General features: G+C 70.1%; 14 protein-coding genes and 1 riboswitch. Of the genes, 12 read left to right on the top strand and 2 right to left on the bottom strand.

All coding sequences use genetic code 11. The features are described from left to right. The first annotated feature begins 4 nt into the window (after positions 1-4). The 9 genes from O7631_RS22650 to O7631_RS22610 all read left to right on the top strand — a co-directional run bounded on the left by O7631_RS22650 (position 5) and on the right by O7631_RS22610 (position 6,874). Positions 5-1,033: a DUF881 domain-containing protein gene (locus tag O7631_RS22650; protein WP_278146067.1), complete on the top strand. Its 1,029-nt coding sequence runs from the start codon at positions 5-7 to the stop codon at positions 1,031-1,033. Positions 1,034-1,093: 60 nt separating this feature from the next. Then, positions 1,094-1,474 carry a glycine cleavage system protein GcvH gene (gene gcvH, locus O7631_RS22645; protein WP_088989550.1) on the top strand — a complete coding sequence of 127 codons (381 nt, stop codon included), beginning with the start codon at positions 1,094-1,096 and terminating at the stop codon, positions 1,472-1,474. 216 nt (positions 1,475-1,690) lie between these two features. Further along, entirely contained in the window at positions 1,691-2,143 is a 453-nt protein-coding gene (locus O7631_RS22640; protein ID WP_007071101.1) for an FHA domain-containing protein, read from the top strand. Positions 2,144-2,193: 50 nt separating this feature from the next. Next, positions 2,194-2,892 (top strand): MerR family transcriptional regulator, encoded by a 699-nt coding sequence (locus O7631_RS22635; RefSeq protein ID WP_269683577.1) that lies wholly within the window; start codon positions 2,194-2,196, stop codon positions 2,890-2,892. Positions 2,893-3,077: 185 nt separating this feature from the next. Further along, positions 3,078-3,542, top strand: a complete 465-nt coding sequence (locus O7631_RS22630; RefSeq protein WP_088989552.1) for a bifunctional nuclease family protein — start codon at positions 3,078-3,080, stop codon at positions 3,540-3,542. 196 nt (positions 3,543-3,738) lie between these two features. Then, positions 3,739-4,335: a MerR family transcriptional regulator gene (locus tag O7631_RS22625; RefSeq protein ID WP_278146066.1), complete on the top strand. Its 597-nt coding sequence runs from the start codon at positions 3,739-3,741 to the stop codon at positions 4,333-4,335. A gap of 261 nt (positions 4,336-4,596) precedes the next feature. Continuing rightward, entirely contained in the window at positions 4,597-4,995 is a 399-nt protein-coding gene (locus tag O7631_RS22620; RefSeq protein WP_278146065.1) for a group 1 truncated hemoglobin, read from the top strand. Between the two features lie 2 nt (positions 4,996-4,997). Continuing rightward, entirely contained in the window at positions 4,998-6,179 is a 1,182-nt protein-coding gene (locus tag O7631_RS22615; protein ID WP_278146064.1) for a globin domain-containing protein, read from the top strand. Next, entirely contained in the window at positions 6,176-6,874 is a 699-nt protein-coding gene (locus O7631_RS22610) for a cell division protein DivIVA (protein ID WP_145781736.1), read from the top strand. The genes O7631_RS22615 and O7631_RS22610 overlap by 4 nt, the downstream gene beginning before the upstream one ends. 54 nt (positions 6,875-6,928) lie before the next feature. Here the strand turns inward: O7631_RS22610 and O7631_RS22605 are convergent, their stop codons facing one another. Next, positions 6,929-7,585, bottom strand: coding sequence for an NAD(P)H-binding protein (locus O7631_RS22605; RefSeq protein WP_278146063.1), 657 nt, complete (start codon positions 7,583-7,585; stop codon positions 6,929-6,931). Positions 7,586-7,717: 132 nt separating this feature from the next. Between O7631_RS22605 and O7631_RS22600 the strand changes: the two genes are divergently transcribed. The 3 genes from O7631_RS22600 to gcvP all read left to right on the top strand — a co-directional run bounded on the left by O7631_RS22600 (position 7,718) and on the right by gcvP (position 12,790). Next, positions 7,718-8,785 (top strand): MerR family transcriptional regulator, encoded by a 1,068-nt coding sequence (locus O7631_RS22600; protein WP_278146062.1) that lies wholly within the window; start codon positions 7,718-7,720, stop codon positions 8,783-8,785. Positions 8,786-8,867: 82 nt separating this feature from the next. Continuing rightward, entirely contained in the window at positions 8,868-9,713 is an 846-nt protein-coding gene (locus O7631_RS22595) for an NAD-dependent protein deacetylase (protein WP_278146061.1), read from the top strand. Positions 9,714-9,794: 81 nt separating this feature from the next. Then, positions 9,795-9,893: riboswitch (glycine riboswitch) on the top strand. A gap of 74 nt (positions 9,894-9,967) precedes the next feature. After that, positions 9,968-12,790: an aminomethyl-transferring glycine dehydrogenase gene (gene gcvP, locus O7631_RS22590; protein WP_278146060.1), complete on the top strand. Its 2,823-nt coding sequence runs from the start codon at positions 9,968-9,970 to the stop codon at positions 12,788-12,790. Positions 12,791-12,922: 132 nt separating this feature from the next. On the opposite strand, the gene O7631_RS22585 is transcribed toward gcvP, so the two are convergent. Next, positions 12,923-13,123 (bottom strand): DUF5999 family protein, encoded by a 201-nt coding sequence (locus O7631_RS22585; RefSeq protein ID WP_007460326.1) that lies wholly within the window; start codon positions 13,121-13,123, stop codon positions 12,923-12,925. Positions 13,124-13,202: the final 79 nt, after the last annotated feature.

Here is a 13,202-nt window from a genome sequence, read left to right as displayed (position 1 = left end):
TGCGATGAGTGACGAGCAGACCGACACGGGGACGGGGTGGCCGCAGCCGGCGGGTCCGGCGCGGCCGGGTGGGCCGGCGGGTGAGCCTGATCCGCGGCCGGACGCGCCGGATCCGGACGAGTTGAGCCCGTTGGCGCCGCAGGGTGAGCCCGCGGAGCCGGAGTCGGGTGATGAGCCCGCGGTGGAGCCGGTGGACGACGGTGCGACGGTGGACCTGAGGGCCGTGTCGCGGTCGGGGGAGCCGGCGGAGCGTTCCGACGGGTTGGCCGATCCGGTGGGGAGCTCTGACGCGCTGGCCGATCCGGTGGGGGAGTCGACGCCGGTGGTGGGTGGTCGGTCCCGGTTGAGTGCTGCCGGTGTGATGATCGTGGCGTTGTTGGTGTTGCTGGGTTTCACGTTGGTCGTGCAGTTGAAGACGACGTCGAAGGACCCGACGTTGGCGGCGACGAGGCAGGAGGACCTGGTCCGGATCCTGTCGGATCTGGATGCGCGGGAGAGCCGTCTTCAGCAGGACATCCGTGCTCTGGAGGACAGCCAGCGGCAGTTGCAGTCGGGTGAGCAGGGTCGTCAGGCGGCGTTGGACGAGGCGACGCGGCGGGCGGACGAGTTGGGGATCCTGGCGGGTACGTTGCCGGCGGTGGGCCCGGGTCTGACCGTGCAGTTCGATTCCGGTGTCAAGCCGATCACGGCGAACCGGGTGTTGGACGCGGTGCAGGAGCTGCGGGGTGCGGGTGCCGAGGCGATGCAGATCTCCGGTGGTGATCGGGCGACGGTGCGGATCATCGCGTCGACGTACTTCCTCGATGGGGACAACGGGTCGTTGGTGGTGGAGGGGCGTCGGTTGACGGGTCCGTACACGATCACGGTGATCGGTGATCCGGCGACGATGCGGACGGCGTTGAACATTCCTGGTGGGGTGGTGGCGTCGGTCCGGGGTGGCGGCGGTAACGTGACGTTTGGGGAGCGTGAGGTTGCCGAGGTTTCGGCGCTGCACGTGCCGATCAAGTTGGAACACGCCCGTCCGGTCTCCTGACCGGCGCGGCCGCGCCGGACCCGGGTGGTCCGGGGCACCGATGGATGAAGGACACGTCTGGTGATTCCTGAGGATCTGCGATACACCGCCGAGCATGAGTGGGTGGCGGGTGACGGCACGGGTGTGATCCGGGTCGGCATCACGCACTTCGCGCAGGACGCGCTGGGTGACATCGTGTACGTGCAGTTGCCCGAGGCGGGTTCGGTGGTCGCGGCTGGTGACTCGTTGGGTGAGATCGAGTCGACCAAGAGTGTGTCGGAGATCTACGCGCCGGTCGCGGGTACGGTTGCGGCCCGTAACGAGGCGTTGGGTGACACGCCTGAGCTGATCAACACTGATCCGTACGGTGAGGGTTGGTTGGTGGAGATCACGCCGAATGATCCGACGGCGACGGATGGGTTGCTGACGGCGGGCGCGTATCAGAAGATCACCGAAGGCTGAGTGAGCTTGTTCCGGTGCGTGGGCTGTGTGCGCGCGTCCGGTTGCCCTGCATTTCGGCGCTGGCTAGGCTCGCCCAGTCGACCGAGAACCCAAAATAGTTGAGCGTTGCGGAATTGCCTTCCCGGGCACGGGGAGCCAGCCGCCGGGTGTGCATGTGCCCGGCGGCCAGACCCGCCATTACCCGACGCCGACCGAACAGATCCGTGAGGTGGTCCCATGACGCGGCCAGACGACGAGTTCCCCCCGCTCGACGTCACTTCGACGCTCAATCTCGGTTCGCTCGACGAAGTGCTGGAGGGGCCGGACACCGATGTGGTGCCGAGCCGGATGTCCGGTTCGTTGCCGCCCGGTATGGCGCTGCTGGTGGTTCGTCGAGGTCCGAATGCGGGTGCCCGGTTCTTGTTGGACCACGATGTGACGACCAGTGGCCGGCATCCGGACAGTGACATCTTCCTCGATGACGTGACGGTGTCGCGTCGGCACGCGGAGTTCCACCGTGACGGTGGCACTTTCACGGTGCGGGACGTGGGCAGCTTGAATGGCACGTACGTGAATCGTGAGCGCGTCGAGGCGGCCACGTTGAGCAATGGTGACGAGGTTCAGATCGGTAAGTTCCGGGTGGTGTTCATCGCCGGTCCGCGCCCGGAGGAGGAGGCCGGCCGGGGGTGAACGAGCCTGCGGCCTCCACGTCACCCGGTGCGGCCCGGTCTCAGCCGCTGATGAGCATCGGTGAGGTGCTCGGGCAGTTGCGGGTGGATTTCCCGGACACCACGATTTCGAAGTTGCGGTTTCTCGAGGCCGAAGGGCTGGTGGAGCCGCAGCGGACGGCGGCGGGTTACCGGAAGTACAGCTGGGACGATGTGGCGCGGTTGCGGTTCGTGTTGACCGCGCAGCGGGACCGGTATCTGCCGTTGCGGGTGATCCGTGAGCAGTTGGCGCAGTGGGATTCGTCCGGTGAGCAGCCGGAGAGGTCGCGGCCGGCGTTGGTGGCGGTTGGTCCTGATGGTGAGGTGCCGGGTCGTGAGTCGGAGCCGGCCGAGTCGTCGCAGGTGCGGCTCGGCCGGGCGGACCTGGTGGCGCGTAGTGGGATCGACGAGTCGACGTTGGTGGAGTTGGAGCGGCTCGGTGTGCTGGTGTCGGATCCGCCGGGTTGGTATGACGGGGATGCTCTGATCATCGCGTCGGCGGTGGCGGGGTTGGCGTCGTACGGGTTGGAGCCGCGGCATCTGCGGGGTTATCGGACTGCGGCGGACCGTGAGGTTGGTTTGTTCGCGCAGTTGGTGGCGCCGTTGGCGCGGCAGAGTGATCCGGCGGCGCGGGCGCGGGCTGCGGAGACGGCGCGGGAGTTGGTGGCGTTGTCGGAGCAGTTGCACGCGGCGTTGGTGCGGGTGGGTCTGCGGTCGACGTTGGGTCGTTGATGGTGCCCGGTGGGTGGTGGCTGAGCGGAAAGATCTCTTCCGGGAAGCGTGCCGTAGGCTTGCCGGGGTAACCCCTTTCTGGCGCGGGCGTGGTGCTGTAGCGCATGGGACGGCCGTGTCGCGGTCCGTGTACCGTGCAGGGAAGGGCGCGGTGCGGCGTAGGTGACAACGACACGGAGGCGGCGGTGCGCGAGCTGAGCGTGGTCGGAGTTCGGGTGGAGTTGCCTAGCAACCAGCCGATCGTCCTGCTCAGGGAGGTCGAGGGGGACCGCTATCTGCCGATCTGGATCGGTGCGGTCGAGGCGACGGCTATCGCTTACGAGCAGCAGGGGGTCAAGCCGGCCCGGCCGTTGACTCATGATCTTCTGCGGGATGTGTTGGCGGCGTTGAAGGCGCCCTTGCAGGCGGTGGAGATCACCGAGCTCAAGGAGAACGTGTTCTACGCGGATCTGTTGATCGGTGATGGGGTGCGGGTGTCGGCGCGGCCGAGCGATTCGATCGCGTTGGCGTTGCGTGTCGGTGCGCCGATTCGTTGTTCGGAGCAGGTCCTCAGCGAGGCGGGGATCGTTATCCCTGATGAGCAGGAGGACGAGGTGGAGAAGTTCCGCGAGTTCCTGGACCAGGTGCGTCCGGAGGATTTCGCGGGCTGAGGTGTTTCTGGCTCTGCGCGTGGGGTTGTCACGGTCGGTGATGCCCTGGTGCGGTTGGTGATCTTTCCTGGTGACTGCGCGGCGTGTCGCGCCGGTTCCTCCGTGGTAACCCCTGAAGGTGGCTATAGGGTTGCCGTGTCGAGGGGTGCGCGTCCCGGAAACGACGCGTCACCGCACTGACGGGGAGGTTGTCCGGATGCACGAGCCGCAGGATTCCGATCCGGGTCGAGAGTGGGTTGAGCCGGGTGCCTCGTCGCCGCAGGCGGCGGTCGAGGGTGAGGGTTCGGTTGGCTACCGGGGTGTGACGGCCTGCCACGCGGTGGGCATCAGTTACCGGCAGTTGGATTACTGGGCGCGGACGACGCTTGTGGTGCCGAGCGTTCGCGACGCTTCGGGTTCGGGGACGCAGCGGTTGTATTCGTTCCGGGACCTGGTGGTGTTGAAGGTCGTGAAGCGGTTGTTGGATGCGGGGGTGTCCCTGCAGAACATCCGTAAGGCGATCGAGGCGTTGCGGTCGCGTGGTGTGGAGGATCTGGCCGGGATCACGCTGATCTCCGATGGGACGACGGTGTATGAGTGCCGGTCTCCGGAGGAAGTGGTCGACCTGTTGCAGGGGGGCCAGGGCGTTTTCGGGATCGCGATCGGTGGGGCTTTCAAGGAGATCCAGGGGTCGTTGTCGCATCTGCCGGCGGAGCCGGCGACGAGCGGCCCGGTGGAGCCTGCGGTGGCGTCTGATGCGGATCCGGTCGGTGACGAGTTGGCGGCGCGGCGGGCGCGGCGGCGGGCCGGCTGAGCGTTCCCATTTCCCGGGCTTTTTCCGGTTGGTTTTCTCGCGACCCTCGGTGACGGTGGTGGGTGCCGTCGAGTCGGTGCGGTCGATTGTGGATACGGTGGGTGTCGTTGCGGTGGCCGATTGTGGATCTACCTGTCGGTAGTGGTGACGCTGCGTGTGTGTTGATTGTCGGGAACCCGATACGGGGGCGCTGACCGGAGGCGTTTGACACGCTATGGTCCCTGACGGTTCTGGACCCTTCACCCCCCGGAAGGAACGACCGTGACGGTTACGGAAGAGACCGCTCCCGCTTCGCACTACGACCGCATTGGTGGTGCCAGTTCGGTCAAGGCGGCGGTTGAGCTGTTCTACGACAAGGTGCTCGTGGACCCCGCGTTGGCGGGTTACTTCTCCGATGTGGACATGGTGGGTCAGCGGCGGCATCTGACGTTGATGTTGACCACGGTCCTGGGTGGCCCCAACGAGTACGCCGGGCGTGGGTTGGCCGAGGCGCACCAGCCGTTGAACATTCCGGTGGAGCACTACGCGAAGGTGGGTGAGCACCTGACGGTGACGCTGACCGAGTTGGGTGTTCCGTCGGACATCCTGGCTGATGTGCAGACGGTGTTGGGACAGGTGCAGGACCAGGTGGTGGCCCGCGAGAACCGGTCGGGCGCCTGAGCGTGGACGCGGCCCGACTCAAGCAGAGCTGGTCGTTGGTCGCCGCGCACGGCGACCAGGTGCCGCTCTATTTCTACTCGACGTTGTTCCTGTCTCATCCCGAGACGCGGCAGATGTTCCCCACGAACATGGCCGGGCAGCGGGACCGCCTGGTGACCGCGTTGGGTCACATCGTGTCCAACGTGGACCAGGTGGATCACCTGGTGGGTTTCCTTCAGGACCTCGGCGCGGATCACCGTAAGTTCGCGGTCCGCGCGGAGCACTACCCGGCGGTCGGTGAGGCGCTGGTGGCGACGTTGCAGCATTTCCTCGCCGAGCAGTGGACCGATGAGCTGGCGGCGGACTGGACGGCCGCGTACGGGTTGGTCGCGCAGGTGATGACGGAGGCCGCGCAGGCCGCCGAGGCGGTGAACCCGCCGTGGTGGGTGGCGGAGATCGTGGCGCACGAGCGGCGGGCGTTCGACGTGGCGGTGTTGACGGTGCGTCCGCAGTACCTGTTGCCGTTCACCCCCGGTCAGTCGGTGGGGGTGTCGCATCCGTCGGTGCGGTCGTGGCGGTACTACTCGCCGGCGAACGCGCCCCGTGCGGATGGCACGTTGGAGTTCCACGTGCGGGCCGCGCCGGGTGGGGCGGTGTCGTCGCGGTTGGTGTACGGGTCGGCGGTGGGTGATCGGATCCACCTGGCGGCGCCGGTGGGGGAGCGGCTGGCGTTGTGGTCGGCGGGTTCGAGTGACCTGTTGTTGTTGGTGGCGGGCACGGGCTGGGCGCCGGTGAAGGCGTTGGTGGAGCAGGTGGTGGCGGAGGGTTCCCGCCGGCGGGTGGACCTGTACGTGGCGGCTCGTTCCCGTAGTGAGCTCTACGACAGCGAGGCGATCGACAAGTTGGCGTCGTCGCACTCGTGGTTGACGGTGACGTACGTGGTGGGTGCCGACGTGCACCGGCCGGGGGAGTTCGTGCACGCGGTGGATCGGGCGTTGGCCGACGGTGACTGGCGTTCCCGGCACGTGTTCGTGTGTGGGTCGGACGAGATGGTTTCGCACGCGGTGCAGACGTTGGTCCAGGCGGGTTTCCATCCGGGTCAGGTGCATCACGAGGGCCTGGGTTCGCAGTGGTACGGCTCGGCCTGGCGGACGGCGGTGCAGGGGACGACCGCCGGTGACACTTCGGGAGGCGGGAACAGGTGAGCGCGACCCCGATCAGTCGGTATGACGGGATACAGGTTTCCGGCGGTGTGCAGGTGCGGATGACCGCCGATCGGGTCCGGCGGTGGGAGTTCGGGTCCGCGTCGTTCGCCCGGCGTGGTTACGACAACGCGGACGTGGACCGGTTCCGGGTGCAGGTGGCCGACGAGTTGGACCTGTTGGCGACGCAGATCGCGACGTTGCGGGCGGAGAACGAGCGGCTGAACGACCGGGTGGAGTTGCACCGGCACGGGGTGATTCCGAGTACGGGTGCGGCGGCGAAGGTCCCGGCGGCGCGGGAGGTGAATCTGCTGTCCGCGGCGCAGCGTGAGGCGGAGCAGATCATCGCGCAGGCGCACGACTACGCGCGGCGGGTCGCCGAGTACGCCCGGGTGCAGTACGAGAGTTACCTGCACGCGGCGGAGGCCGAGGCGAAGCAGGAGGCGGAGCGGGCGGTGGCGGAGTACCGCAGCGCGGCGGGGCCGAGTTTCGACGACACGGTGGCCACCCGGGAGGCGTTGCGGATCTTCGGCGAGATGATGGTGTCGCACATGCAGGCGGCGGCGCGGCATCTCGACGACGGCAGTGAGCATCTGGCGCGCACGATGGATCGGATCGCGGCGGAGACGCCGGGGGCGCCGTTCGCTGCTGGTGCGGCGGCGGGCCGGTCGGCGTTGCCCCGGCATCAGCAGCGCTGACCTGGCCGGCACCGCTCAGGTGGTGGTGCGGCCGGGGCGCGCCGTCGGCCCCGCTCAGGTGGCGGCGGCGCGGACGGCGTCGGTGATCGGGGTGGGGCCGGCGACGAGTTCCACTGTCGCGCCGGTGGTGGATGGTTCGTCGAGGAGCGCGGCGAGGACGTGGGCGACGTCGGCGCGGCTGATGGCGCCGCGTCCGGCGTGCCGGGTGAGGGTGACGGTCGCGGTGGGTGGGTCGTCGGTGAGACGTCCGGGTCGCAGGACCGTCCAGTCCAGGTCGCGGTCGCGTAGGTCGTCCTCGGCGGCGCGTTTGGCGCGTAGGTACGCCGCCCACACGTCGTCGGTGCCGGCGGCGGGTGGGTCGTCCACGCCCATTGAGGAGACGAGCAGGTAGCGGCGGACGCCGGCGCGGGTGGCGGCGTCGGCGAGGAGCGCGGCGGCGGCCCGGTCGACGGTGTCCTTGCGGGCGGCGCCGCTGCCGGGACCGGCGCCCGCTGCGAAGATCACCGCGTCGGCGTCGGTGAGGTGCGTGGCGAGGTCGGCGGCAGTGGTGTGTTCCAGGTCGCAGACGACGGGTGTGGCGCCGGCGGCGCGTACCGTCGGGGCCTGTGCGGGGTTGCGGATCAGCCCGACCGGGGTGTCGCCGCGTTCGGTGAGGCGGCGGTGCAGCAGCAGGGCGATCTTGCCGTGGCCTCCGGCGATGACGACACGCATGCACCCAACCTACCGGCGGTGTGGGAGCCCTCGCGGCGGACGGGCGGACCGCGTGGGCTTGACCTTGACCTTTGGGGAAGGCCCACCCTGGGGTGTGCCGGTCGACGTGGCCGGCACGAGGAGGGTGTCGACGTGGGGCTCATGACCATCGGGGTGTTCGCGCAGGCGGCGGGGCTGACACCGAAGGCGCTGCGCCTGTACGACCAGGTGGGGCTTGTGCCGCCGGCCGCCGTGGACGCGGAGTCCGGGTATCGGCTCTACGACCCGGCGCAGGTGCCGTCGGCCCGGTTGGTGGCCCAGCTGCGGGGCATCGGTATGCCGTTGGCGACGATCCGCGTCGTGTGCGGGTTGGATCCGGCGGCGGCGGCCGAGGCGGTCACCGCGTACTGGCGGCGGGTCACCGCCGACACGGCGGCCCGCGCGCGGCTGGCGACCATCCTCGTGGACCACCTGTCTGAAGGGGGCGCCACGATGTCCGACCCGGGTACGACCATCGCTGTCCGCTACGCCGCCCGTTGTGACACGGGGTTGGTGCGCGACAGCAACGAGGACGCCGCGTACGCCAGCGACCGGTTGCTGGTCGTCGCCGACGGCATGCGGGGGCCCGGCGGTGCTGCCGCCAGCGCCGCCGCGGTCGACGCTCTCACTCCGTTGGCGCTGGTGGACGGGCCGGCCGTCGACCTGGTGACGATGCTCGCCGCCGCGGTCGCGGACGCCGACCGGAGTGTGCGGGCGTTGGCGACCGACGACCACCAGCCGGGCACCACGGTGACCGCGGTGCTGCGCAGCGGTTCCCAGCTGGCTCTCGCGCACGTCGGTGACACCCGCGCCTACCTGCTGCGCGATGGTGAGTTGTCGCTGCTCACACGGGATCACACCTGGGTGCAGGCGCAGGTGGATCAGGGCCGGCTCGACAGTGCCGCGGCCGCGGCGCATCCGCAGCGCGCGTTGTTGGTCCGCGCCCTCGGCGCCGGGACGCAGGTCGAGGTGGACCTGGTGCTGCGTACCGCCCGGCCGGGTGACCGGTATCTGCTGTGCTCGGACGGGTTGTCGGCGGTCGTCGACCGGGCGGCGGTGTGGTCGACGGTGGCCGCGCCGACCGGCCCGGCGGAGACGGTACGGGCGTTGGTCGAGCTGGCGTTGGCGCAGGGGGCGCCGGACAACATCGCCTGCGTCGTCGCCGACGTCGTCGCGGTGTAGACCTCGCCCTCGGTCCGCCGCCGGGCCCCGGCCGGTGCGGGGTTCGGCGGCGGGTGGCGGGTTGAGGCAGCATGGAGGGGTGATGGAGAGCCTCGACGCGTTGACCTCACTGGTGGCCGGGGGTGGGGTGGTGGTGCTCAGCGGCGCCGGCCTGTCCACCGAGTCGGGCATTCCGGACTACCGGGGCCCGAGTGGGGTGGCGCGGCGGCACACGCCGATGACGTACCAGGCGTTCACCCGGGATCCGGTGGCCCGGCGGCGTTACTGGGCGCGCAGCCACCTGGGGTGGCGGTTGATCGCCGGTGCGGCGCCGAACGGCGGGCACCGGGCGGTGGCGGGGTTGCAGCGGGCCGGTCTGGTCGACGCGGTGATCACCCAGAACCTCGACGGTCTGCACGGTGCGGCCGGCAGCACCTCGGTGATCGAGTTGCACGGTCGCCTCGACGAGGTGACCTGCCTGGACTGCGGCAACCTGACCTCCCGGGAGGAGCTGGACCGGCGGTTGCGGGAGGCGAACCCGGACTTCACGGCCCGGGTCGCCGCGGTGAACCCGGACGGTGATGTGGATCTCCCCGACGAGCAGGTGGAGGCGTTCCGGACGGTGGACTGTGGGATCTGCGGCACCGGCATGTTGAAGCCGGACGTGGTGTTCTTCGGCGAGACGGTGCCGCCGCAGCGGGTGGCGCGGTGCTTCGAGGCCGTGGGGCGGGCCCGGTCGTTGCTGGTGCTGGGGTCGTCGTTGACGGTGATGTCCGGGCGACGTTTCGTGATTCGGGCGGCGAAACAGGGCATCCCGGTGGCGATCGTGAACCAGGGGCCGACCCGTGGTGACGGGCACGCCAGTGTGTGCGTCGACGCGCCGTTGGGTGCGGTGTTGCCGGAGCTGGCCGCGCGGGTGAGCGGCAGCGCGGCCACCGTCGGCGTGTGACCGGCGGCCAGGTGACCGGCGCCGGCCGGGGGTAGGACATCTGGCGGTAACACCATCGCTGGTAGCGTTGGCGGTGCCGGTAACACCCACGTGGGAGAGACCGCCCGGCAGCACGCGGGGCGGCGCCGAAGGGGCAAATCCTCCCCGGAACCTCTCAGGCAAAAGGACCTCGTGGGCAGGCACTGTGGAGCGCCGCACCTGGGTGTGACAGAGGGGGAGGCCGACACGTCGACCTCGCCCCGGGAGCGCCACCCATGACCGTAGAGCAGTTCGCCACCCGTCACATCGGTCCCGGCCCCGACGACGAGCGTCGGATGTTGGAGGTCGTCGGGCACGACTCGATCGACGAGTTGATGGACGCCGCGATCCCCGAGGTGATCCGCTGGCACGGCACCCTCGACCTGCCGGACCCGGCCACCGAGGCCGAGACGATCGCCGAGCTGCGGGCCCTGGCGGCCCGCAACACCGTGGCCGTCTCCATGATCGGTCTGGGGTACCACGGCACGCACACCCCGGCGGTGATCCGCCGTAACGTCCTCGAGGACCCGGCCTGGTACACGGCGTACACGCCGTACCAGCCGGAGATCAGTCAGGGCCGCCTGGAGGCGCTGCTGAACTTCCAGACGATGGTCACCGACCTGACCGGCCTGGCCACCGCGAATGCCTCCATGCTCGACGAGGGCACCGCGGCGGCGGAGGCGATGACCCTCGCGCGCCGGGCGTCCAAGAGCAAGAGCGGCGTGTACGTGGTCGACGCCGACGCCCTGCCGCAGACCATTGCGGTGATCACCAGTCGGGCGGTGCCGCTCGGCATCGACGTGCGGGTCGTCGACGTCGACCGCGAGGAGTTGCCGGCGGAGTTCTTCGGCCTGCACCTGCAGTATCCGGGGGCGTCCGGGGCGGTCCGCGACCACGCGGGCCTCGTCGAGGCCGCGCACGGCGTGGGTGCCCTCGTCACCGTCGCCGCGGACCTGTTGGCGTTGACGCTGCTGCGGGCGCCGGGGCAGATCGGGGCGGACATCGCCGCCGGCACCACCCAGCGTTTCGGCGTACCCATGGGATTCGGTGGGCCGCACGCCGGTTACCTGGCGGTGCGCTCGGGCTTGGAGCGGATGCTGCCCGGGCGTCTGGTCGGGGTGTCGCGCGACGCGGACGGCAACCCGGCCTACCGGTTGGCGTTGCAGACCCGCGAGCAGCACATCCGGCGGGAGAAGGCGACCAGCAACATCTGCACCGCGCAGGTGCTCCTCGCGGTGATGGCCGGCATGTACGCCGTCTACCACGGGCCGGACGGGTTGCGGGACATCGCGTCGCGTACCCATGACATGGCGGCACGGCTCGCGGCCGGGCTGCGCGCCGGTGGCGTCGACGTCGCGGACGTCGCGTTCTTCGACACCGTCACCGCGACGGTGCCCGGCGGCGCGGCCCGGGTCGTCGCGGCGGCGGCCGAGCGGGGCGTGAACCTGCGCCTGGTCGACGCCGACCGGGTCGGGGTGTCCTGCGACGAGACGACGACCCTCGCGCACCTGGCGCGGGTGTGGGAGGCGTTCGGCGTGCCCGCGTTCGACGGTCACGCGGACGCGGCCCTGCCGACTGACCTTCGTCGCACCACCGACTTCCTGACCCACCCGGTGTTCCGCAGCCACCACTCGGAGACGGCGATGCTGCGCTACCTGCGGCGGCTGTCGGACTTCGACTACGCCCTGGACCGGGGCATGATCCCGCTCGGGTCGTGCACGATGAAGCTGAACGCGACCACCGAGATGGAGCCGGTCAGCTGGGCGGAGTTCGCCAGCATCCACCCGTTCGCACCGGACGACCAGACCGTCGGGTACCGGGAGATGATCGGCCAGCTGGAGTCGTGGCTGGCCGAGGTGACCGGTTACGACGCGGTCAGCGTGCAACCCAACGCGGGTTCGCAGGGGGAGCTGGCCGGCCTGTTGGCGATCCGCTCCTACCACGCGTCGCGCGGCGAGACGCACCGCGACGTGTGCCTGATCCCCTCGTCGGCGCACGGCACCAACGCGGCGTCGGCGGTGATGGCCGGCATGCGGGTCGTCGTGGTGGCCTGCGACGACGACGGCAACGTCGACCTGGTCGACCTGGATGCGAAGATCGACAAGCACCGGGACGCGCTCGCCGCGATCATGGTGACGTACCCGTCGACGCACGGCGTGTACGAGACGGGCATCGCGTCGCTGTGCGCGAAGGTCCACGACGCCGGCGGGCAGGTGTACGTCGACGGGGCGAACCTCAACGCCCTGGTCGGGTTCGCGAAGCCGGGCAAGTTCGGGGCGGACGTGTCGCACCTGAACCTGCACAAGACGTTCTGCATCCCGCACGGCGGCGGTGGCCCCGGTGTGGGTCCGGTGGCGGTCCGCGCGCACCTGGCGCCGTTCCTGCCCGGTGACCCGTTGGGCGCGCACGCCGACGCGACGCCGGCGATCTCGGCGGCGAAGTACGGGTCGGCGGGGATCCTGCCGATCCCGTGGGCGTACCTGCGGATGATGGGCGCCGAGGGGCTGACCCGGGCGACGGGTGTGGCGGTCCTCGCGGCGAACTACGTGGCGGCGCGCCTGCGGGGGCACTTCCCGGTGCTGTACGCCGGCAACAAGGGCCTGGTGGCGCACGAGTGCATCCTCGACCTGCGTCCGTTGACGAAGGCGACCGGCGTGAGCGTCGACGACGTGGCGAAGCGGCTGATCGACTACGGCTTCCACGCGCCGACGATGTCGTTCCCCGTCGCGGGGACGCTGATGGTGGAGCCGACCGAGAGCGAGGACCTGGCCGAGCTGGACCGGTTCTGCGACGCGATGATCGCGATCCGCGCGGAGATCGAGCAGGTCGCCTCGGGGCAGTGGCCGGCGGGGGACAACCCCCTGGCGAACGCGCCGCACACCGCGGCGATGGTCAGCGGTGACGAGTGGCCGCACGCGTACCCGCGGTCGGTGGGCGCGTACCCGGCCGGGGTGGAGCGGGCCGGGAAGTACTGGCCTCCGGTGCGGCGCATCGACGGCGCGTACGGCGACCGGAACCTGGTCTGCTCGTGCCCGTCGCCGGAGGCGTTCGAAGACTGAACTCGGCGACGGGCGTGCCGGGGCGGGCGGTTGCGAGCCGCCCCGGCCACCGCTGCGACCTGGGCGTGGCGTCCCTTACCGGGGGACCGGGCCTGGTCGAATGGCGGCTAGTCGGTGACGCTGAGTGGTCGGTCAGGCCACGAGGGCGTGGCGTGCGGGGCCGCGGTGCGGTGCGATGCTGCTGCCGTCGGGGAGCAGCTCGCCGGTGTCCTCGAAGACGATGACACCATTGCAGAGCAGGCTCCAGCCCTGCTCACGGAAGCAAGCGAGGACTCGCGCGGCTTCCCGGTCGGTGGCTTCAGCGGAGGGGCAGGTCGGTTGGTGCTGGCACATCGGGTTCTCCGGACTGTGGGGGCACTGTGTCATGGTTCACATGACCAGTGACGCACAGTACCAAGCGAAAGTGTCCGGC

Source organism: Micromonospora sp. WMMD967, from assembly GCF_029626165.1.
Lineage (GTDB): Bacteria > Actinomycetota > Actinomycetes > Mycobacteriales > Micromonosporaceae > Micromonospora > Micromonospora taraxaci.
This window is presented reverse-complemented; position numbering and strand designations above follow the sequence as displayed.